Source organism: Paraburkholderia sp. MM5496-R1, assembly GCF_050436205.1.
GTDB lineage: Bacteria > Pseudomonadota > Gammaproteobacteria > Burkholderiales > Burkholderiaceae > Paraburkholderia > Paraburkholderia tuberum.
Map to the genome: position 1 here is coordinate 2,023,363 of NZ_JBNDLT010000003.1, position 22,320 is coordinate 2,045,682.

General features: G+C 59.3%; 14 protein-coding genes and 4 pseudogenes. 11 read left to right on the top strand and 7 right to left on the bottom strand.

Annotated elements, in window-relative coordinates:
• The first annotated feature begins 88 nt into the window (after positions 1-88).
• Positions 89-1,333, top strand: coding sequence for a M23 family metallopeptidase (locus OKW38_RS35525; RefSeq protein ID WP_429334135.1), 1,245 nt, complete (start codon positions 89-91; stop codon positions 1,331-1,333).
• A 188-nt stretch (positions 1,334-1,521) separates the two neighbouring features.
• On the opposite strand, the pseudogene OKW38_RS35530 reads toward OKW38_RS35525, so the two are convergent.
• Positions 1,522-2,123 (bottom strand): annotated as a pseudogene (locus OKW38_RS35530) (IS6 family transposase).
• 169 nt (positions 2,124-2,292) lie between these two features.
• On the bottom strand, positions 2,293-3,540 hold the full coding sequence (locus OKW38_RS35535) for an ISL3 family transposase (RefSeq protein WP_090804787.1): 1,248 nt from the start codon (positions 3,538-3,540) through the stop codon (positions 2,293-2,295).
• On the opposite strand from OKW38_RS35535, the gene OKW38_RS35540 reads away from it, so the two are divergent.
• The 4 genes and pseudogenes from OKW38_RS35540 (at position 3,539) to OKW38_RS35555 (ending at position 9,083) form a co-directional block, all read left to right on the top strand.
• A complete protein-coding gene (locus OKW38_RS35540) occupies positions 3,539-3,970 on the top strand; it encodes a hypothetical protein (RefSeq protein ID WP_090804785.1) in 432 nt (143 codons plus the stop codon). The two genes, OKW38_RS35535 and OKW38_RS35540, sit on opposite strands and share 2 nt — an antisense overlap.
• Positions 3,971-4,522: 552 nt before the next feature.
• Complete coding sequence (locus OKW38_RS35545; protein WP_429365224.1) at positions 4,523-7,669, top strand: ATP-binding protein; 3,147 nt, start codon at positions 4,523-4,525, stop codon at positions 7,667-7,669.
• Positions 7,653-7,919 carry an Hpt domain-containing protein gene (locus OKW38_RS35550; RefSeq protein WP_429365225.1) on the top strand — a complete coding sequence of 89 codons (267 nt, stop codon included), beginning with the start codon at positions 7,653-7,655 and terminating at the stop codon, positions 7,917-7,919. The genes OKW38_RS35545 and OKW38_RS35550 overlap by 17 nt, the downstream gene beginning before the upstream one ends.
• A 210-nt stretch (positions 7,920-8,129) precedes the next feature.
• Positions 8,130-9,083, top strand: a pseudogene (locus tag OKW38_RS35555) (IS256 family transposase).
• 40 nt (positions 9,084-9,123) lie between these two features.
• Here the strand turns inward: OKW38_RS35555 and OKW38_RS35560 are convergent.
• Positions 9,124-9,389, bottom strand: a pseudogene (locus tag OKW38_RS35560) (IS6 family transposase); the annotation flags it as partial.
• Between the two features lie 245 nt (positions 9,390-9,634).
• Between OKW38_RS35560 and OKW38_RS35565 the strand changes: the two are divergent.
• The gene (locus OKW38_RS35565) at positions 9,635-10,318 is read left to right on the top strand and encodes a response regulator transcription factor (protein ID WP_090809609.1); all 684 of its coding nucleotides are present in this window, start codon (positions 9,635-9,637) and stop codon (positions 10,316-10,318) included.
• 126 nt (positions 10,319-10,444) lie between these two features.
• On the opposite strand, the gene OKW38_RS35570 is transcribed toward OKW38_RS35565, so the two are convergent.
• Positions 10,445-11,155 carry a response regulator transcription factor gene (locus OKW38_RS35570; RefSeq protein ID WP_090809611.1) on the bottom strand — a complete coding sequence of 237 codons (711 nt, stop codon included), beginning with the start codon at positions 11,153-11,155 and terminating at the stop codon, positions 10,445-10,447.
• Positions 11,156-11,697: 542 nt separating this feature from the next.
• Between OKW38_RS35570 and OKW38_RS35575 the strand changes: the two genes are divergently transcribed.
• A complete protein-coding gene (locus tag OKW38_RS35575; RefSeq protein ID WP_429365226.1) occupies positions 11,698-14,073 on the top strand; it encodes a type I secretion system permease/ATPase in 2,376 nt (791 codons plus the stop codon).
• The gene (locus tag OKW38_RS35580) at positions 14,070-15,314 is read left to right on the top strand and encodes an HlyD family type I secretion periplasmic adaptor subunit (RefSeq protein ID WP_429365227.1); all 1,245 of its coding nucleotides are present in this window, start codon (positions 14,070-14,072) and stop codon (positions 15,312-15,314) included. The genes OKW38_RS35575 and OKW38_RS35580 overlap by 4 nt, the downstream gene beginning before the upstream one ends.
• A 366-nt stretch (positions 15,315-15,680) precedes the next feature.
• On the opposite strand, the pseudogene OKW38_RS35585 reads toward OKW38_RS35580, so the two are convergent.
• Both OKW38_RS35585 and OKW38_RS35590 read right to left on the bottom strand, forming a co-directional pair.
• Positions 15,681-16,764: pseudogene (locus OKW38_RS35585) on the bottom strand (IS701 family transposase).
• 504 nt (positions 16,765-17,268) lie between these two features.
• Positions 17,269-17,700, bottom strand: a complete 432-nt coding sequence (locus tag OKW38_RS35590; RefSeq protein WP_090804785.1) for a hypothetical protein — start codon at positions 17,698-17,700, stop codon at positions 17,269-17,271.
• Between OKW38_RS35590 and OKW38_RS35595 the strand changes: the two genes are divergently transcribed.
• The 3 genes from OKW38_RS35595 (at position 17,699) to OKW38_RS35605 (ending at position 20,889) form a co-directional block, all read left to right on the top strand.
• Positions 17,699-18,946: an ISL3 family transposase gene (locus OKW38_RS35595; RefSeq protein ID WP_090804787.1), complete on the top strand. Its 1,248-nt coding sequence runs from the start codon at positions 17,699-17,701 to the stop codon at positions 18,944-18,946. The genes OKW38_RS35590 and OKW38_RS35595 overlap by 2 nt on opposite strands.
• A 159-nt stretch (positions 18,947-19,105) precedes the next feature.
• Positions 19,106-19,717 carry an NAD(P)H-dependent oxidoreductase gene (locus OKW38_RS35600; RefSeq protein ID WP_429365228.1) on the top strand — a complete coding sequence of 204 codons (612 nt, stop codon included), beginning with the start codon at positions 19,106-19,108 and terminating at the stop codon, positions 19,715-19,717.
• A 311-nt stretch (positions 19,718-20,028) separates the two neighbouring features.
• Positions 20,029-20,889: an alpha/beta hydrolase gene (locus tag OKW38_RS35605; RefSeq protein ID WP_429365229.1), complete on the top strand. Its 861-nt coding sequence runs from the start codon at positions 20,029-20,031 to the stop codon at positions 20,887-20,889.
• A gap of 19 nt (positions 20,890-20,908) precedes the next feature.
• Here the strand turns inward: OKW38_RS35605 and OKW38_RS35610 are convergent, their stop codons facing one another.
• Entirely contained in the window at positions 20,909-22,201 is a 1,293-nt protein-coding gene (locus OKW38_RS35610) for an aspartate carbamoyltransferase (RefSeq protein WP_429365230.1), read from the bottom strand.
• Positions 22,202-22,320 lie beyond the last annotated feature (119 nt).

The following is a 22,320-nucleotide window of genomic DNA, read 5'->3' on the forward strand; positions in this document are numbered from 1 at the left end:
CGCTCTATCCCGTTTCCGCCCGCTGCCGCGCGTTTCAAGCACTGTCATTTACGCCTGCAGCCCTCTATTTTGACTGCGAGGTTTTGACATGATGTCGTTCCACTTTCTAGGTAACACTTTCCCCAAGGCGCAAGCCATTGCCATCGAAGTGGGCAATTCTATGCGTTCTAGATGTAAATCTCCAGCGAGTTCCATCGCGGGCGCAGGAGTGCTGTGTGGCATGGTCGCGATTCTCGGCCTATCAGTTTCGACTGCAGCACCAGAAATATTCAATCGCGTGAAGGCATCCAGCGCGATCTGGTCTGGCCTTGGGGTGACCGTGCCGGCTGCGCAACCCGTCGAGCGACCTCGGCAGATGTCCGAAGGTTCGGCCGATATTGCCGGCAAGTTCAGCGGGTTCGTTGGCGAGGCTCAAAATAGTCCGCTATCTGGCGCTGTGCCGCTTGTCGCGCCGGAGGCCGAAATCGGGTCATACGCTGGGCAGATCGAAGGCAACTTGCGCGATACTCTGGTGCGGGCCGACGTGCCTGTCGAGATACGGGAACAGATTGCACGTATTTTTGCCTCCCGGCTCGACGTTGCGGCGCCCGCGCAGAAGGGCGACACCTACCGCGTTTTCCACGGGCGCGATGCCGCGGCGCCACAGCGCAGGCGCGTGACGGCAGTCGAACTCCGCTCAGGCGCTAAGGTCTACCAGGCCGTGTGGTTTGTCGCACCGGGGCACGCCAACGGGGACTATTATTCATTCGACGGACGGCGGCTTGCCGCTGAACCCTTTTCGATGCCGCTCGATTACGTTAGGGTCAGTTCGACTTTCGGCAATCGTGTCCATCCGGTCGGCGGCAAGCAGCATTTTCACACCGGCGTGGACTTTAGCGCGCCGAAGGGGACGCCCGTAGTGGCGGCGGCTTCGGGAACCGTGAAGTTCGTAGGCAACGAAAGCGGATATGGGCAGTACGTTGTGCTCAATCATCCACAAGGCTATACGACGTATTACGCACATCTGTCTAGCTTCGCCCGCGATTTGCGCGTTGGCGCGTCCGTGACTGAAGGACAACGACTCGGCGCAGTAGGCAGCACCGGCAGGTCCACGGGACCTCACCTGCATTTCGAGGTGCGGCGGAACAATCACCCTACCGATCCACTCGCATTGACGAGCCGAACTGGCGCTTCGCCGCTTACGGCCAGTCAGCGCATCGCGTTCGACGGTATGACGGGCGGCATGCGTGAGCAACTGGCGGCGTTAACGGTCGACGCCCCGACGGTCAGGACAGCATCGAACGCCGAACGCACGCTGAACCACGCAGAGAATCCTAAAGACTCGTTGGTCTGAGTTACGACACTATGCTTCTCTGGATGAGTCGGTCGCTTCGCGCTCGGTGAGTCTCGCGTGCTTCAGTCGATATTTTCCGTGACTGGCATGTCAACTTGCCGAATGACGTGCATGCGAAATCGCATGACATAAGTTTGGCTCACTTGGTTGGCAAGGAGATCCGGAATCGGATTTCCGGTTGCAGCTTCTTACGCCTCGCAGGCCTCCTTGCGTGTCTGCCGCTTCTGTTGCGCGTTCGCGCTGTACCGGCAGCGTTTGAACCGATTGCTCACCTGAGCATGAGCCGACGCGAATCGCGTCAGATAGCGCGCTGATTTGAAGCGTGCAACACTTTTTCGCGCACTCGCGTCGGCTGGTGCGAGTTCTCCGCCCGGTTGTGCAATTCTTTGTGCTGTCGGGGTTCCACGTTACTGGTGATCAGAACACGCGGAGCGCGGCGGTGCTTCCTAAGCAGATCACGCATGATGTGCGTCGCCGCATGCGACTCGCGCCGGCTTTGTGCGAGTACATCCGGTACCGTGCCAGGCTGGTCCATCGCACGCTACGGCGGGTACTGCTTGCCGTCGATCGTGATCACCACTTCGTTGAGGTGCCACCTGTTGGCCGGGTCCAACGCGGTGGAACGGATGCGTCGAGCAATGGCAAGCCCGAACTTCACCGATCAGCGTCGCACCGTTTCGTACGTGAGCTCAATGCCACGCCCAGCCAGCGATTCTCTGGCCATGCGCAAGTATCGCCACACCGCCTAGCCAATCACGTCGGACGGAAATCGGTAGCCGGCGTAAGAAATGACGTCTGTGGCAGGTGTGTTGTGTTGCTTCTCACCGCGATCCCGTCAACATGTCAGCAACGTGAAGATACCTGCACGGGTGAGGCGGCATTTTCGAATGTCGTAAAGACCACGATTCTGAACTGAGTGCAGGATACTTTCGCAGCAGGAAGGCTAAAAACCTGGTTGGTCAGTAAAAAGTGTGGGTGGATGGAGGCTCGGGGAGCTTGCCAAGTGCATGATAGAGCGCGATTTCCGTGGCTCTGAAGGTTCGGAAGCCGTACGCTTTTCTCATGGTGACTTTGGCTTTGTTGTTCAACCCCTCGATGACGCCGCTGGAGAACTGTTTTCGTGCACGGAAGTAGTTGAGGATCAGCTCCCGGTGTGTGCGCACCGTCCGGGCGAACTTCTTCATCGGCTCGATACGTGAGCGCATTACCTGAGTGCACCACTGGTCGAGGAATGTGCCGGCGCACACGGGCGAGATGTAATCCCAGAGTTGCTGGAACTCTTCTTTGAGCAGATAGGCTCGCACGCTGCGCAGGTTGTACTGAAGCAAGTCACGCAGACGAACGCGTTGCTTGCCGGTGAGATTCTCGCGCCGCTTGAGCAGGCACCAGCGGGATTTCTTGAGCACCGGCTCGTAGCCGTCGCGAGTCATGCGCCGGGCCTCGTCGGCACGAACTTCGTCGATGGCCTTGTTCATCCTGGCGACGATGTGAAAGCGGTCGAGGATATTCAGAGCGTTCGGGCAATGACGCGCGGTCATCTCCAGGTAGGGTTGCCACATGTCCGAGCACACGAATTCGACCTTCTCACATAGCGGCTTTCCGATCATGGCAAAGAACTTCGCGAAACTCTCTTTCGTGCGCTCTTGTCCGACCCAGAGCAGTCGCGTATAGCCGGCCTCGATCTGGTAGACGAGCGTGAGGTATTGGTGTCCGCGGCCATACTGGATCTCGTCCACGCCGAAAGCGCGGATCGTGCCGAGCTCGCGATGGCTCAGCCCCCAGTCGACGACCCATTCCACTGCGTTGAAGACCTTCTCCCAACTGGTTCGGAAGCTCTGTGCTGTTTCTTTCCAGGACAGCTTACGCGCCCATTGCGCCAGGAAGATCATGTAAGCGCGGGTGAGCGTGTGCTTGCCGTTGGCCCACGGCAGCGCTTCGACCTTCACGCCACAGGCACGACAATCGACGCGTCGCATGGTATAGAGCAGAAACACGGCAAAGCCCCAGACGGGGATAAACTCGAAGCGGCGCTGTGTGAGCGAGTCGTAACCCCGCGCAGGCCGGTTACAGCATGAGCAAATCGGCTTCGAACCCTTGCGCGGCCGAACGTCGATCTCGATGGATTGAGTTGTCTCGCACAGCCGCGCCCCTTCATATACAAAGCCGGGAAAATGATGACAGGCGTTAAGCAGACGGGTCAGCAACATGGTTAGCAAGCCCAGAACCGGCAAGGACAAAGCCGCCATTGTCCCCGAACAGCAAGCGCTTGCGCAGTACGTCCCTGATCTGCATAACTGGCCTGCGTCGTGGCGAGTCGACGACGAAGATATTCCGACTGGACAGGCAATCGTGGCAATACTCACACCTTTCCTTGAGCATCTCCTAACCTTGGGATACGCACGCAGCACATTGCTTCGGCACCGCGATCACATTTGGATGCTCGGCGGCGAAATAATCCGACGCTGCCATGAAGATACCGATCTCCTTACTCTCCCCGTGGCAACCCTCCTGGACAAACTCATCGAGGAAGACGGCGGCCCCCTCATCTGGCCAGCTATCTCCGAGCCCGCACAAAATTCCTTTGATGCAACGTGTCGCAAGCTCTATCAGTATCTGAATCGAGCTTCACTTGGCTAGCCGCGCACACTAATTCACCCACAGATTCCGCCGACGATCCAAAAACCTCAAGCCGTCACCGTACTATCCCCATGGCATCGCGTATGCCGTGACGAGGATGTCGCAAGAGGAAGCGTTTAGCGACTTGCCTGGTTCGCCTGAGTCCTTCGCCGTGCCTAAAACGTGTAGTGGGAGGACTACAGCCAGTTATTGCTTAATGCCGAAAAAGCACCGCGGAATGATCGTCAGCGAGCACGATGCGGGATCTTCATTGCGCTCAATACAGTCTGCACAGAGATGAGTGAGGCAGGGGTGAAGAACTACTGTTGGCAAAAATGTTCGCGAGTACTGACTCGTCCGAACCTACTCGCGAAGCCTTTACTCACACTCAGTGCGCACGCCGGCACGTTGACGGGTCTGATTATTATTTGCTTTCGCATCGCATGGGTCTGATTTGTGGGGGCGGCTGATCGGATCCGCTCTCGCGCCGCGATAATCGTTTTGGTTCGGTGCGCTACGTCAGTGTGATTGTCAAAGGTGCATCGACAGTCTCCAGAACGAACCGGTGCCGCCATGTCCTCCGCTCCACAGAATGATGCCTTGAACCAGTTGCAGCGCTACAAGAAGCTGCTGGTGTTCGGTGGTGGATTGGTGACCACGATCATGATGATTTTCGCTTTCACGCTCGCGGCGTTGTCGGTGGTACGCGGGCAGGTTGCAGCCGAGCGGCAGAACTTCCTCGTCGATCGCAACCTCGTCATGAGCGAAGTCAACTCGAGCGAAGCATTGTTCCGCTCCGCGCTAGTCAGCGCGGAGCTGGCGTGGCAGGACGCGGATCAGGTCGATCTTGAGCTAATCACGCGATTTCGCAGTCAGGGGTACGCATTCGTGCCATTGCCCACGTCCACGGCACAACCGCCGTTGTTGTTCGACATGCCAGGTAAATCCCTGACCCACGATGAACGCCGTCGCTACCTTGGTCTCACTGCACAACTCGGTCGTGTCAGCGCAGTAAATTCATTGGTGCGGGGCCAGCAGGCGAGCCGCTATTTCTATGGTGCGCAGCACAATATTGCCGGAATTCTGTCTGCGCCCTTGCCCCACCAGGCAGCGATGGCCGGGACGTCTGCCGGCCGTGCGCATTTGATTGCGGATCTGGGGGATGGGCTGGATGGTCTGGCCGGCATCCATGCGGGCGAGCAACCCGATAATCGTCGGCCCGTATCCTGGATGCTGCCTGCTATCAGTCCCTTGACGGGAAAAATGGCGATTCGCATCGCCGCGCCGGTGTTCTCAGACGGATCACCGTTTGCGATCCTCGTGACGGAATACGACCCGGAGATCTTGACAGCACCTCTGACCGTTGGCGGGTTCGATGGCACGTATATGGTCGTGTCAGAGAAAGGAGAAATAGTAGCGAGCACAGCCTGGAATGAGCAGGCCCCTGCATTGATTGATCGCGTTCGGGCGTTAGGTGTCGCGGGAGCGACCGGCAGCATGCAACGCGAAACCTGGCGGGACGGCGTATTCACGATTGCGGATCGTCTTGGCGATACGGGCTGGGTGCTTGTCTATGTATTTACGTGGCGCGACGTTGTTGCGGGCATCGGCAAACAGATCGGTATCGGTGCTGTGCTTACGCTTGCGACGCTTGCCGTCGTATGGGGGTTTCTGATCTATCTCAAGCAACGCGTTTTCCGGCCGGCAATTGAGCGATCGCGACGGGTGTTCGAGAGTGAGCACCTGAGCCGCATGCTGGTCGAAACGGCGCCAGTGGGGCTGGGGCTGATCGCAGTGGAGAGCGGAAAGGCGCTATTGCGCAGCCCGACGATGATTGACGCTGCGGCGCGGGTAGTCGTGCCGACCGAGACGCTGTCGGCGGAATTGGTTCGACGTCACCGGGAGCGCGGCGGGGCAACGGGGGCGAACGGCATGCTGCACGAGGAACTGACGCTCCCTACGCGCGACGGCGGGGCGATGGACCTCTCGGTGAGCGTTGTGCCGGCGCGCTACCAGGGACAGGACGTGCTTGTGACGGCGTTCACGGACATCACGGCGGGAAAGCGTCTGGAGCGGCAGCTACGTGACGCGAAGCAGGCGGCCGACTCCGCCAACGCGGCGAAATCGGCGTTCCTTGCGGCGATGAGCCATGAGATCCGCACGCCGCTGAATGCAATCATGGGAAATCTGGAACTGCTGTCGCGCTCGCAACTGGATGCGTTGCAGCGCGACCGTCTGACGACGATCCGGGCCTCGGCGGACGGACTGCTTGAGGTCGTCAGTGATGTGCTGGACTTCTCGAGGAGCGAGGCCGGCGAGATGAGACTGGAGCGGATCGCATTCGACGCGCAGGAGGTCGCGTCTCGGGCGCTGTTGATGTTCGGACCGCTGGCGCGCGCAAAGGGCGTGAGGCTGTCGGGCGTGTTCGGAACGTCGCCGGTGCTGCCGATGCAGGGTGATCCCACTCGGCTTGGCCAGGTGATGAACAACCTGCTGGCGAATGCCATCAAGTTTACGGCGTATGGGGAGGTGACGCTGCGGTTGTCGGTAGAGGCGGGCGTGGACGATCAGGACGCGATGTTGACGATCGAGGTGGAAGACAGCGGGATCGGAATGTCGTCGGAACAGCAGGCGCTTCTGTTCCAGGCGTTCAGCCAGACGGATGCAACGATCAACCGTCGCTTTGGCGGCACGGGTCTTGGCCTCGCGTTGTGCGCGCGGCTGATCGACGCGATGGGCGGTACGATCGCCGTGCGCAGCGAGCCAGGTCAGGGCAGCTGCTTTACGGCGCGGGTGCCGCTGGGCGAGAGCGAAGGCGAGTCGGACATGCCGCGTTTCGCGGGAGAGCGGATACTGTTCGTGGCTGCGGCGGACGCCTGGCACACGTATGCAGTGGCAGCGCTGGAGGCGTGGGGGCTGCAGGTGCAGGCATACCGGCATCCGGCGCAACTTCACCCGGCGATGCTGAACGAGGCGGACGCGCTGATCCTCTGCGGCGAGCGTGACACCTGGCACGCGGATGATGAAAGCGGTTTGTTAGCGGAGTCGTCGTGGGTGATCGACAGTAGTACGGAAGGTCCGGCATATCCGGTAGCGGTAGAGCCGGTAGTCAGGGTCTCGAGCTACAGCCTGAAGGGGCTTGTGGCGGCGTTGCGGTACACCTTGCAAGGCGAGGCGCTCCAGGCGTGCGATGAGACGCAGCAGGTGCTGTCGTCGCGCCGGTTGAAAGTGCTGATCGCGGAGGACAACGCGGTGAACCGTCAACTGTTCGAGGAGCAGTTGAGGATGCTGGGCTGCGAGACGCGGGCGGCAGAAGATGGGCAGCACGCACTGGACTGGCTATCGCGGGAACGCTTTGATGTGCTACTGACGGATCTGTCGATGCCGGTACTGGACGGCTACGCGCTGGCACGCGAAGCACAGGTGCACTGGCCGGAGATGCCGATTGTGGCGGCCACGGCGAGCGCAACGCTGGAGGTGCGAACGTGGTGCGAGGCGACCGGCATGGCACGCGTGGTGACCAAGCCGCTACAACTGGATGAGTTGTCGGCGGTTCTGTCGGAAGTGACTGGCGTGCCACGCGTGGTGATAGAAGCGGATGGAAGCGAGCCCAGGCGCGACGGCATGCTGGGGGGGCGAGCCGTCCCGGAACAGACGCGTGAAACGTTCCGGAAGTCGTGTGAGGCATCGCTGACGGTGATCCGTGCGGCCACACAATGACGGGGATGCAACCCGGTTGCTGGCTGAGTTGCATTCGCTGCGAGGCGCGTTAGCGGTGTTTGGGCATGACGCCCTGGCAGATCAATGCGCCCGGCTGGAAATAACGATATCGAAGGATGGTGTTCAGGTGGCGCAGAAAATGATTGAGACTCTTGGCGCCCGTTTGCGCACCGATGTTCTGACCGACACGAAAACACTGCGTGAAATTCTTGCGGAGGTATCAGAATCCGAGTGTCCTGAGGTCGGTTGAGAAATCTGATTCTGGTGAAAGGACGTCCACGGGATGGGTTATCAACGTGACGATCCAGTGCCAGCGCATGCTGAGGCGGTTTGTCAAATAAGCCTCGCATGCGGCGCCCACGTTTACGCGTGGGTTGATGACTGTTCGGGGCCCGGGAGGGTGTAAAAAGTTTTGTGTAAACGGTCATTTGGCAGGAGACTGCCAGCAACAGGAGCATCAATGACCGTAGCGAAACGCAATAAAAGAGAGAAACCCGATCCTGAGCTCGTCAAGGTGGCAGACAGCCTGCTGGCGAATTACCAGAAGCCGGAAGACCTGATAGGCGAGAACGGCCTGCTCAAGCAGCTTACCAAGATGCTGGTGGAGCGTGCGTTAGAGACGTAGATGTCCGAGCACCTGGGCCATGGCAAGAGCGAAACGGTGACCAATGCCACGGGCAACACCCGTAATGGTCATAGCGCCAAGACGCTGGAGGGGGAGTTTGGCGAGTTGCCGCTCAATATCCCGCGCGACCGTCAGGGGGCGTTCGAGCCGAAGCTGGTGGAGCGCCATCAGACGCGCTAGACGGGCTTCGACGACAAGATCACTGAGCTCAAGACGCGCGGCGTGCAGGACATCTTTATCGCCTGCGTCGACGGGCTCAAAGGCTTTCCTGAAGCTATTGAAGCGGTCTACCCAAAAGCGGCCGTGCAACTGTGCATCGTGCATATGGTGCGCAACAGCCTGAACTTCGTACCGTGGAAAATGCAGCGGGAAGTCGCCGCCGACCTGAAGACGATTTACACTTCATCGACCGTCGAGATGGCCGAACAGATGCTGGGCGCGTTCGAGGCCAGGTGGGACAAGGACTATCCGTCCATCGGGCAGAGCTGGCGACGCAACTGGGCACGGGTGATTCCGTTCTTCGATTACCCACCGGAGCTCAGAAAGGTGATTTACGCCCCGGAGGAAGTCCCCTTGGGGGACACTACGAACGCCATAGAATCGATCAACATGAGCCTGCGCAAGGTGATCAAGACCCGCAGCTCGTTCCCGACCGATGAGGCCGTCACCAAGCTGTTTTACCTGGCCCTGAACAACATCAGCAAGAAGTGGACGATGCCGACCCGCGACTGGAAGGCCGCACTGAACCGCTTCACGATCCAGTTCGAAGAGCGGCTGGTGCCGGGTTAAACCTCAACCCGTTTACACAAAGTTCCGGACACCCCCGGGAAGGCTCGGTGCGCAGCGTCAAAAACATCGCATCGAGATGCCGGGTGCTATCTGTCTCGCGTCGGGCCGCTTTCAAGCGGCATCAAAGCCTGCACGGAATCTGTCGCGCCAGCCTCGGATCGTCTCGTACGTCACGACCACGCTGCGCTCGAAGAGCATCCTCGATGACGTGCAAGCTCAACTGAAAGAGAAAATACCAACGCACGGCGTGCTGATGACGCCAGCGGACAAGCGGTGACCGTGAAGCGGCGATTTTGATTTCTTCATCTGACCCTCTTCGCGACGACCTCAGCTACCTGACAACGTCGACAATGGCCCGGCTCCCGGTTCCAGGCGGCCAGCCCTCGGAAATCCGACACATACGAGGGAAAGCCATAAATTCTCCAGTCAGTCGAATTTGTCCCACTTTTTTTGCTTTCCAGTTTTCCAGAGGGTATTCTCGGATAAGTCAGATTCGGGTACATTGAGCTTGCCGTCGCGGCCCGGTTCATCCCATTTCCGCGGAGCTTTGCATGAGCAAAATGAAAATCCGTGTCGTGCTGGCCGACGATCATCCGGCACTCCTTTCCGGTATCAAGCACGAACTTTCCGCTGTACCTACGCTGGAAATTACAGGCACGGCAGGAGACTCCGGCGAGCTCATCAAGGTGCTGAACAGCGCCCCTTGCGATGTCCTCATTACCGATTACGCGATGCCCGGTGGAGAGTACGGGGACGGCTTGACGTTGCTGGCATTCTTGCGACGAACCTACCCGGCGCTCAAGATCGTAGTCTTCACGACTATCGAAAACCCTGCCATTACGCGTGAAATGTCAAAGCGTGGCGTGCATTCGGTGTTAAGTAAAGCTCATGACACGAGCCATTTGATCTCCGCGATTCACGCTGTCTATGCGGGCGCCACCTACTTTCTTTCTACCTCGCGAAGCCTGAAAGACGCTATTCCGGATTCCTCTCCTGGTCGGAACGAACGCACCCAAACGCTGAGCATGCGCGAAACGGAAGTCATCCGGCTGTTCGTGTCAGGTATGTCTGTGAATGAAATCGCCGATCGACTACATCGCACGAAGCAGACAATCAGTGCCCAAAAGACCCGCGCGATGCGAAAGCTCGGGATTGAACGGGACGCCGACCTGTTTCACTTTGCATACGAAGCCGGGCTCGGTGTGGCGACCGATGGGTCGCAGTCGGAGATCTGACCGGATCAGTCTTCGCATCACACGCGTCCAAACTCATCGCTTTTGCGCTTTTAGTGTTTTTTGTTGCGATGCTACCCTCGGTCGCGTATGCACTTAAAGGCCCTCGTCGCCGCTCTCATCTCGTCGTCAGGGTTTGCCGTCGCGTGGCTGCGTCGGATCGGACGCATCATGGGCACCATCTTCCGGTACGAAGGTAGGCGCCGTGTCAATCGAACACCTGATCAGCTCGATGTCGTTTCCCACGCCTAGCTTGCGCATTGCGCTGGCTTTCTGCGAACTGATGGTTTGTTTACTGCGCTTGAGTTGCGCTGCGATTTCGTTGACCGACCGTCCCGACACGAAGAGTCGGACCACTTCGGATTCGCGTGCAGTAAGCGCTCGACTGCCGGAGGCAGGCGTATCCACGTTGAGTTGCCAGACAATCTTTGAAATGGTTGGAGAGAAATAACGTGCGTCCGCATATGCGCCGTGAATCGCGGCGACCAGATGTTCCATCGGGTCGGCCTTGCTCAGAATGCACTGAATGCCGAGCTTGAGCAGCGAGCGGATGATACCTGGGTTGTCGATCATCGTCAGCACGACAATGCGCATGGCCGGGTATCGGCGCCGCAAAAATGAAAACAGCGTAATGCCGTCACCGTAATTGCCGCCCGGCATGGAGTAATCGCACACCAGTACATCGCATGGCTGCGTGCCGAGTTCCGCGATGAGCTCGGTCGAGTTTGTGCAGGTGCCCACTGTCTTGATGGTACGGTGTTCTTCAAGCATGTAAATCAGTCCGGCAACGATCGCAGGGTGATCGTCGGCAAACATGACCTGGATGGCGGCATTCTCCATTTGGGGCGTCCTTTATCTCCGGGCACAATGCCTTGCATTACAACGCGCCCGCATAAGCAATTCGACTATGAGAAAGCGGGACCGTTTTCCTGGGGCTGGTCAGCCTGTCTGTCAGGTTTCTAACCTTAAATCGGTGCCTTTTCATGTTTCACCGCACTGAGACGAATTTAAATCGACAAACGTCGGACTTTAACTTCATGTTACTAGTAACGAGACAAGATTAACAGGCGAATAGTGGGTTGGCCACCGTTGATACTAGCGGCCCTATCCGGTCAAACAATCGCGCGCGGAAATCAGTGCTCGTGAAAGACTGCGAACTACAAATTCGTACCAGTCTCACTATGTTGTCGCGGCTGTCTGATTTCGCGGGGTCACCGATATCCGGACAATTGGAGCCAGTACGAAATCTCATGTTTCGTTCATCAGGTCACCCGAATTAGCCGAATCGATCCTTTAAACGACGAGCATTGCTTCATTGTTTTCTGAGTCTGGATTGCGGTTCAGGTGTCGCACCACATACTTCAATCTAACCGGTTACGATCATGACTCGAAACGATTTTCCTGACGTACAGGCTGCCGCGCCCCTCACCAACGAGGACGGCCTCCTCGGTTCCGTGATGTGGATCTGCGAGCGCTACGGTTGCGGCAAGACGGCGCAGGCGCTCACCGCGGGGCTGCCGAAGAGCGGCATGCTTTCGCCGTCACTGGCGCTCGACTCCCTGTCAAACGCGGGCCTCACGGCGGGCTTGGTGGAGCGTCGTCTGCAACTGCTGCCGGAGCACGTGCTGCCGGTCATCTTGCTGCATCGCCGCACGGGTGGCTGCGTGCTGCTGGGTCGGCGTGCGAATCCGGACAAGGAAGCCAAAAGCCGCGTTCTATATCAGGTGATGGTGCCGGAAATTGGTCCCGAGCCCGTGGAGTACACCCAAGAGGAAATGGACGAAATCTATTCGGGCTACGCCATTCTTGTCAAGCCGACGGCCAAAGTCGAGCTGCGCGAAGGGGATAGCGTCGAACCGGCCGGCCACTGGTTGCTGGGCACGCTATGGCGTTATCGACGCTACTACGCGAGTGCTGCGCTCGGTGCATTGCTGATCAATGTGCTCGGCCTTGCCAGCGTCTTTTTTACGATGAACGTGTATGACCGCGTGGTCCCGAACCAGGCCTACGTCACCCTCTGGTCGCTCGCGATCGGGGTTGGAATTGCGATGCTGTTCGAAGCGATTTCGCGCCATGTACGTAGCCATTTACTCGACGTCGCCGGCAAGAAAGCCGACCTGGTCATGGGCACGCTTTTGTTCCGCCAGGCGCTCTCCATCCGCATGGAGCACAAACCGTCGTCGGCAGGGTCATTCGCCAACCAGTTGCGCGAGTTCGAGTCGGTGCGCGACTTCGCAACCTCTGCCACGCTCTCTGCAATTTCCGATCTGCCATTCGTGCTCGTCTTTGTAGGCGTGGTATTCGCGGTCGGCGGTTCGCTCGGCTGGGTGCCGTTGCTGATGATCCCGTTGATCATCGGTGTGAGTCTGTTGGTGCAATGGCCGCTCGCGCGGATCATGAAAGAGAACCTCAAGGAAGCGTCGCTCAAGCAGGGCGTGCTGATCGAATCGGTTGAAGGTCTGGAAACACTCAAGGCGGTGGGTGGCGAAGGGCATATGCAAAAGCGCTGGGAGTCTTTCAGCGCGATGGCGGCATCTTCTTCGATGAAGTCGCGTCAGATTTCCAGCAAGGCGACGAGCTTCATTACCTTGTTGCAGCAGTTGCAGACCGTGGTGCTGGTCGTGTTCGGCGTCTACCTGATCGACGCAGGCGAGCTCACGCAAGGCGCACTGATCGGTACGGTGATGCTGGCTGGCCGGATTACTGCGCCGCTGAGCCAGGTGATGGGACTCGCCTTGCGCTTCCAGCAGGCAAAGGCCGCGCTACATTCGTTGAATAGCTTGATGGCGATGCCTGTCGATCGCGATTCATCGCGCACGTATCTGCCGAAGCCTTCGCTCTCGGGGCAAATCACCCTGAAGGACGTCTGCTTCTCGTATCCCACACAGGAGATGCAACCGAATCCGCCGGTTCTGAAGGACGTCAATTTGAGCATCCAGTCCGGCGAGCGGGTTGCTATCCTGGGCCGCATTGGGAGCGGTAAATCGACCCTTCTGCGTGTGATGGCGCGTCTTTACGCGCCGGTCGGAGGGCAGATGTTCACGGACGGTCTGGACGTTGAGCAGATTGACCTCGCCGACTGGCGCAAAGCTGTGGGGTACGTGGGCCAGGATGCGCGTCTTTTTCACGGCAGTCTGCGCGAAAACGTGATGATCGGACGGCCTGAAGCGAGCGCCGACGAGTTTCTACGCGTGATACGTTTGACAGGGCTTGATCATGTCGCTAGCCGCCACCCACGGGGTATCAACCTCCCAATCGGAGAAGGTGGTGCGGGCATCTCCGGTGGCCAGCGTCAGCTGGTGTCGCTGGCCCGCAGCCTCCTTGCCCGGCCGGAGCTCCTGTTGCTCGATGAGCCGACGAGCGCAATGGACGCCCAAACCGAGGCGCTCTTCCTTGAACATCTCGCGCGTGCAACTGCGGGGCAGGCGATCGTTGTGGTGACCCATCGCCCATCCTTGCTGGCCCTGGTTGACCGGATTGTCGTAGTCGAAGAAGGCAAGGTCGTGGCCGATGGTCCGAAGGACAAGATCCTCGCGATGCTGTCAGGCAAGAGCGAACCGGCAGCGGTGGATGGAACGCCGAAGCGCGCGCGACCGGGCACCTCGCCCGGCGTCGCGGCCGCAACAAATACGCCCGTGGCGCCTCAGGCCGTTGCCGCGAAGATCAGGATCATGAGCGCCAAAGAGACGGTACCGGCAGCTGCTGCGCAAGCGGGTAATACGCAGGCAGGCGCACCGAACACGGAGCAATCGCAATGAACTTCAATATTTTCAAACGAGGCAAGAAAAAGGCTAAGCTCACCAAAGGCGACGCTGCTTTCATGAGCGACATCCGGGAATCGCTGCTGACGCAGTCGACGCCGGGCTCAATGATCATGCTTTACGTCATTCTCACGGTCCTGGCCGGCGGTCTGACCTGGGCGTACTTTGCGCGCGTGGAGGAGATAACGCACGGCGAGGGGACCATCATTTCGAAGAGCCGCGAACAGGTCATCCAGAGTCTTGAGGGCGGCATTCTCGAACAACTGGACGTACGTGAAGGCGATATTGTCAAGAAGGGACAAGTGCTGGCAAAGATCGATCCGACGCGAGCCGAGACGAGCTATCGCGAAGCGTGGTCCAAGTCAGTAGGACTGAAGGCGACGATTGCGCGTTTGCGTGCCGAGGCGTACGAGCAGCCGCTGACGTTTCCTGACGACGTGAAAGCCGTGCCTACGGTCGTGAAGCAGGAGACGCTTGCTTACAACGCGCGACGTCGTGCACTGAACGATAGCGTGGCCGCGTTGGAAAAGAGCTACTCGCTGTCGAGCAAGGAAATTGGCCTGGCCGAGCCGCTGGCGGCCAAAGGTCTTGTTTCTGAAGTCGAACTGCTCCGCATGCGCCGGCAGGCAAACGAGCTGCGCTCACAGATCGTCGAGCGTCGCAACAGATTTCAGGCCGACGCAAACTCGGAACTCACGAAGCTGGAACTCGAACTGGCGCAAACCAGCGAAACCGTAGTGGGTCGTGCGGATGTTCTACAGCGTACGACTGTGATTGCACCGGTGTACGGCACGGTGAAGAATATACGCTTCAACACGATTGGCGGGGTCATCCAGCCGGGCGAGCACATCATGGAAATTGTCCCGCTGGAAGATCAATTGCTCGTCGAGGCACGCATCAAGCCTTCGGACGTCGCATTCCTGCATCCTAATCAACCGTCCACCGTAAAGATTACGGCTTACGACTACGGAATTTATGGAGGCTTGAAAGGCACGGTTCAGCACATCAGCCCCGACACGCTCAAGGACGACCAGAAGGCCGCATCGGGCCGGCCCGATGCGACGTATTACCGCGTGCTTGTGCTGACAGACTCCAGTGAGTTGCATGCAGGCGGAAAAAGCTTACCGATTCTGCCCGGGATGATCGCGACGGTCGACATCCGTACCGGTGAGAAAACCATTCTTGACTACATTCTGAAGCCGATTTTCAAGGCTCGTGAAGCGTTCCGGGAGCGGTGATTATCTCGTTGGATCTGCTGACTTCCGGTAATGCCATGCACGGGTGAGCATGGAGGAAACCGGAAGATTCCCGGTTGGAAGCCCGCGTCTTTCCGGGTCTGCATGCCGTGGTCGGAAGAAGCTCGCTGCGCTGGAGCGCGCCTGACCCGGCACGACACGCTGCGGCGCTTGGAATGATTCGCGCGTCGTTGTTGATCGTGGCGCTACGGTACGCATGATTGCGGCCGGTTGAACCAGCAAGAGGCGAATCCAATGACTACGACTACGCAGATCAACGTATTGCCGGTGCTCAAGACCGGATCAATGACATAGCGAAGGGTGCAACCATGGTCATAACTGCGACGGCGCTATGACGATTCCCTAATCTTACTGTGTCAGATAATTAGTTGCGCGCTCTATTGCCATACAGGAAGAGAGCCATCGTTGCATGATCCTTAGTCCAAGCAGGATGCGCAACGTAGTAATGGAATCAGGAACGTGGCGTTGAGCGCGCTGGACTGCCCCGGGGGATGTAATCCGGGGGAAGGGCAGACAGCGCGCGTTCAAGGAAGTTTTTTTATCGCGTCCATCTGATTGCATTCGGAGTCGCTGAGCCATCAGAAACCCATACGCAGCGAGACTCAGTGTGGCGTGGTGGTGAAAGCCACGCCAGCCTCGCCCTTCATAATGACCGAGCCCGAACTCCTGTTTCAGGTCCTGATAGTCGCGCTCGATGCGCCAGCGCATTTTGGTCACGAACACAAGCTGCTCAAGTGTCGCCTCCTCGGGCGCGGTAGTGAGAAAGTATTTGAGCGGCTCCGGTTCGCCATCAGGCCATTCAATAAGCAGCCACTCTTCGTCGCGAACGGTGCGTCGCCAATAGTCGCGATGTGCGGGACGAACCCATACGGCGGCAAAGCGCGAGGAAAGTGGCGCGTTGCTGCCTTCGCGCCAGGTTACGGATTGCCAGGCGCTTACGGGTAATTGCATGGCCAGTTCCTTCACGGCGATCGGCTCGTAGCCGGGCGCACGGCGCAACAATGTCGGTGGCTTGCCGCGCCCGCTCCAGGGCTTGGGCGGAAGCGGCGCCGTACCTGGTGCCCACACAGAGGTGCCCGGCCGGATCCCTAGCGCGTACAACAAACCCAGTTCCGTTACGCCTTCCCGGAAAGCGGTTTCGTCGCCATACCCGGCATCGGCCAGCACAATGCCCGGTGCAACGCCGGATGCCATAGCCTCGCGAAGCTGGGCCAGCGCAATCTGAGGCTTGGTCTCGAAGGCCAGATCGTCGGGAATGCCCGCTGGGACATACAGCTGCCAGGCAATCGGCAGGCTGCCGCGTTGCGTCGCGATCGACAGGCTCACTGCAACCTGGCAGTTGTCCTGCTGACTTTCCAAGTTGCCTAAAGTACTGACGTGCCACCCCGACCGAATGACGTCCCTTCTTTGGAAAGCCGGTGTCGTCAATGATCCAGTAGTAGCCGTTTTCTTCAGCAGCGTGTTAAAGGAAGAGACGTCTGTCGGCGTAATTGCGGGCGACTAAGGCGGGTTTGGGACTGTCATTTGCTGAACGCGAGAAGTGTCCGCTCGCCAACATCTGCCTGCGAACGGCAGCGAAGCGACCTGCAGCCTTCGCCGTCAAACGGGCGAGCGTCAGCTTTGGCCGACGTGGCGACCGGATCAGTCGGCGCGCGACCCGCAACGGTGGATCGGATTTGGTCCTTCGGTCGGCGCGGGGGGGGGGGGGTATGCCGGGAGAGGCGCAATTCGAGCATTCGGAGCGGGTTGCCGCACTGACATCCACCTGCCGATAACGCCTTTAGCTGGGTTGTGCCCGTAAATCGGAGGCTCTACATCTTTCGTTTTGCTTGCATTTTTCGTTCTTTATTGAGTCGCGTCGGCAACGGTTTTTTCATCTTTATTGTTTTCTTTTTTGGATAGTCGGCGGAATCTGTGGGTGAATTAGTGTGCGCGGCTAGCCAAGTGAAGCTCGATTCAGATACTGATAGAGCTTGCGACACGTTGCATCAAAGGAATTTTGTGCGGGCTCGGAGATAGCTGGCCAGATGAGGGGGCCGCCGTCTTCCTCGATGAGTTTGTCCAGGAGGGTTGCCACGGGGAGAGTAAGGAGATCGGTATCTTCATGGCAGCGTCGGATTATTTCGCCGCCGAGCATCCAAATGTGATCGCGGTGCCGAAGCAATGTGCTGCGTGCGTATCCCAAGGTTAGGAGATGCTCAAGGAAAGGTGTGAGTATTGCCACGATTGCCTGTCCAGTCGGAATATCTTCGTCGTCGACTCGCCACGACGCAGGCCAGTTATGCAGATCAGGGACGTACTGCGCAAGCGCTTGCTGTTCGGGGACAATGGCGGCTTTGTCCTTGCCGGTTCTGGGCTTGCTAACCATGTTGCTGACCCGTCTGCTTAACGCCTGTCATCATTTTCCCGGCTTTGTATATGAAGGGGCGCGGCTGTGCGAGACAACTCAATCCATCGAGATCGACGTTCGGCCGCGCAAGGGTTCGAAGCCGATTTGCTCATGCTGTAACCGGCCTGCGCGGGGTTACGACTCGCTCACACAGCGCCGCTTCGAGTTTATCCCCGTCTGGGGCTTTGCCGTGTTTCTGCTCTATACCATGCGACGCGTCGATTGTCGTGCCTGTGGCGTGAAGGTCGAAGCGCTGCCGTGGGCCAACGGCAAGCACACGCTCACCCGCGCTTACATGATCTTCCTGGCGCAATGGGCGCGTAAGCTGTCCTGGAAAGAAACAGCACAGAGCTTCCGAACCAGTTGGGAGAAGGTCTTCAACGCAGTGGAATGGGTCGTCGACTGGGGGCTGAGCCATCGCGAGCTCGGCACGATCCGCGCTTTCGGCGTGGACGAGATCCAGTATGGCCGCGGACACCAATACCTCACGCTCGTCTACCAGATCGAGGCCGGCTATACGCGACTGCTCTGGGTCGGACAAGAGCGCACGAAAGAGAGTTTCGCGAAGTTCTTTGCCATGATCGGAAAGCCGCTATGTGAGAAGGTCGAATTCGTGTGCTCGGACATGTGGCAACCCTACCTGGAGATGACCGCGCGTCATTGCCCGAACGCTCTGAATATCCTCGACCGCTTTCACATCGTCGCCAGGATGAACAAGGCCATCGACGAAGTTCGTGCCGACGAGGCCCGGCGCATGACTCGCGACGGCTACGAGCCGGTGCTCAAGAAATCCCGCTGGTGCCTGCTCAAGCGGCGCGAGAATCTCACCGGCAAGCAACGCGTTCGTCTGCGTGACTTGCTTCAGTACAACCTGCGCAGCGTGCGAGCCTATCTGCTCAAAGAAGAGTTCCAGCAACTCTGGGATTACATCTCGCCCGTGTGCGCCGGCACATTCCTCGACCAGTGGTGCACTCAGGTAATGCGCTCACGTATCGAGCCGATGAAGAAGTTCGCCCGGACGGTGCGCACACACCGGGAGCTGATCCTCAACTACTTCCGTGCACGAAAACAGTTCTCCAGCGGCGTCATCGAGGGGTTGAACAACAAAGCCAAAGTCACCATGAGAAAAGCGTACGGCTTCCGAACCTTCAGAGCCACGGAAATCGCGCTCTATCATGCACTTGGCAAGCTCCCCGAGCCTCCGTCCACCCACACTTTTTACTGACCAACCTCTTTTTTTTTGTGGGCAAACACGAGCGTGACCAGCAGGTGCAGGTCGAGTCTTCTGAGATTAACCACGGCAATACCTGACATATTGGGAATTCATTTCCAATATACCTCGGCGATGCCTATCGTGACTGTTTTCAGCCACGAAGGTCCCATCATGAACGTTCTCATCATCTATGCGCATCCCGAACCGAAATCGTTGAACGGTTCGCTGAAGGACTTCACTGTCCGCCATCTCGAACGCGCCGGCCATACGGTGCAGGTGTCCGATCTGTACGCGATGAACCGGAAAGCGTCGCTAGACGCACACGACACCAGCGAGCGTCACAGCGGCGAGCGCTTCGTCGCGTCGCTCGAATCGAAGCATGCGTTCGAGAACGGCCTGCAGAGCGAGGACATCGCGCGTGAGCACCACAGCGGAAACTGCAGGATCACCGCATCGGCCCACTTCAGCGTCTATGCGTACGGTCTCGCGTATGACGTCGGCGAGCATTCCGATGCGCGCTGGGGCGAGCGTTATGGCGAGGGCCGTTTCGCGGGCAAGCGCGCGATGCTGATCGTCACGACGGGCGACTGGGAGTCGCACTACAGCGCACGCGGCATCAACGGTCCGATCGACGACGTGCTGTTCCCGATCCAGCACGGTGTGCTGTATTACCCCGGCTTCGAGGTATTGCCGCCGTTCGTCGTCTATCGCACGAGCCGCGTCGACGATGCGAAGTATGCCGAGGTCAGCGAGGCGCTCGGGCGACGGCTCGACACGCTGTAGACGGCCGCGCCGATCGCGTTCCTGCCGCAGAACGGCGGCGCGTATGAGATTCCGGCGCTCACATTGCGGGACGATCTGGCGCCGGGGCGGGTGGGGTTTGCCGCGCACGTTGAAGATGCGGGCGCAGAGAGGGCAACTGAAGCCGATGAAGCGACCGAAGCCTGACTGGATCGTATGTTTCGCTGAAATTTGGTTGTAAGTCGCCATTGCTACAGTCGTTCGCGGACATAGGCCGAGGCATGCTGGGGCGCTCTTCTTCGGATGCCTGACGAACGTAAGCAGCCGGAAGCAAGCGCAAGGGGCGACTCACCATGAATCCAGTCTATACGTTCTGGCTCATTCTGATGCTGATCGCATCGCCGGCGTGGGCGTTCCAGTCGCGCGTCGTCACGATTCCGAGCGCGGCGATGCATCGTACGTTCGACGCAACCGTCGTGCTGCCCGATCGATACGTGCGTGGCAACCAGGCCGCGCGCTTTCCGGTCGTCTACGTGCTACATGGCTCGGGCGGCGATTACACGGACTGGACCGCGAATTCGCATATCGGCAAGCTCGCCGACCGCTATCAGGTGATCCTCGTGATGCCCGACGGCGGCCGCGACAGCTGGTACATCGATAGCCCCGTCGATCCGCGCAGCCGCTACGAAACCTACGTGGGTACGGAAGTAGTGGCCTATATCGACAGCCATTTCCGCACGATCGCGACGAAGCAGGCGCGCGCTATCACGGGCTTGAGCATGGGCGGCTTCGGCGCGCTACGCATTGCGCTCGACCGGCCCGACGCTTTCGGCGCGGCGGGCAGCATCAGCGGTGCGGTGGACCCGCGCGGGAGCGAGGACGAGCCCGGCATCGAGCGGGTGTTCGGCGACCCGATGCAATATGCGGACTTCTGGAACCGCAAGGCGATCGTCGCGAGTGCGGAGGATTTCGGCCGCGACCATATCGCGCTGACGATCGATTGCGGCGTGAACGACTCGCTCGTGCAGTCGAACCGGCTGCTGCACGAGCGGCTCGTCGAACTCGGCGTGCCGCACGATTACGCCGAGCGGCCCGGCGGCCATACGTGGAAGTACTGGTCGAACGCGGTCAAATATCAGGTGCTGTTCTTTGCCGGCACGTTCAGGCAGGCGGCGCGCGAAATGCGTGACGCGCGGGCCGCGGCCGCGGCCTGACGGCGGACGGCTATCCGCGTCAATCGATTCCGTGAAACACCGCGTCGTCCGGTCCCAGGTAGACCGGCGGGCGCCACGCGGCATCGCGCATCGAATGCTGGACCTGTTTGTCGACACCGAGCAGCACCGCGAAAATCGCCATCCGCACCGGAATGCCGTTGTCGGTCTGCCGGAAAATCGCGAGCCGCGAATCGTGATTGAGGTCGGTGCTCAAATCGTTCGCGTCGGGCCGGCTGTCGCGCGGCAGCGGGTGCATGATCAGCGTTTCGGCGCCGCACACGCTATCGACGAGCGCCTGGTTGATCTGGAAGTCGGGCGTGTAGCCTTCGAACGATTCGTCGGTGAAGCGCTCCTTCTGGATGCGCGTCGCGTATACGACGTCGGCGCCGCGCAAGCCAGTGCGCAGGTCGTGCGTCTGTTCGATCACGTGAGCGTTGCGCGAAATCTGCTCGATGATATAGCCCGGCAATTCGAGCATCGGCGGCGAAATCAGCGTGAACTTGATGCCGCGATAGAGCGCCAGCAGCTTCACGAGCGAATGCACGGTACGTCCGTACTTGAGGTCGCCGACCAGCGCGATGTGCGCGCCGTCGACGATCTTGCCGAGCCGCGAGAACTCGCGCTGGATCGTGTAGAGATCGAGCAGCGCCTGGCTTGGATGCTCGCCGGGACCGTCGCCGCCGTTGATCACCGGCACGTTGGTCGCGCGCGCGAATTCGGCCACCGAGCCTTGCTCCGGATGGCGGATCACCAGCGCGTCGACATAGCCGCTCATCACCCGGCTCGTGTCGTAGATCGATTCTCCCTTCGCCATCGACGAAAACGTGAAGCCGGTCGTGTCGCACACCGAGCCGCCGAGCCGGCAGAACGCCGCGCCGAAGCTCACACGGGTACGCGTGCTCGCCTCGAAGAACAGATTGCCGAGCACCGCGCCTTCGAGCACGCGCGAGATTTTGCGGCGCCGGGCGATCGGCTGCATGATGTCGGCGACGCGAAAGAGCGCCTCGACCGAGTCGCGCGAAAACTGATCGACCGACAGCAGCTGCGACTTGCCCTCGAACAGAATCTGGCTTGCGAGTGATTGCGAGTCTACGCTTTGCGTATATCCTTCGCCCGGCTCCGTGTTCGCGACGATCTCCGACACGAAACGCTCGACGATTTCCGGCATCGCCCGCGATTCCTGCGAGTCGTCCGGCAGCAGCCACGTATCCAGCGCCCGGCGCGACACGCCGATGCGGTTAGCGAACGTATCGCGCGTCATGTTCAGGCGACGCATCGCATCGCGTAGGAAGGCTTGTTGCGGAACGCTCATGAGGGCACCTGTCGCAAAAGTGGGGTCGGCGGGAGTAAGGCAGCAAAACGCGTTGATGTACGCGGTGCGTATATTAGTTTCCGGCGCGTAGAAGTCAAGCGTTTTCCTTCGCGAGGGTT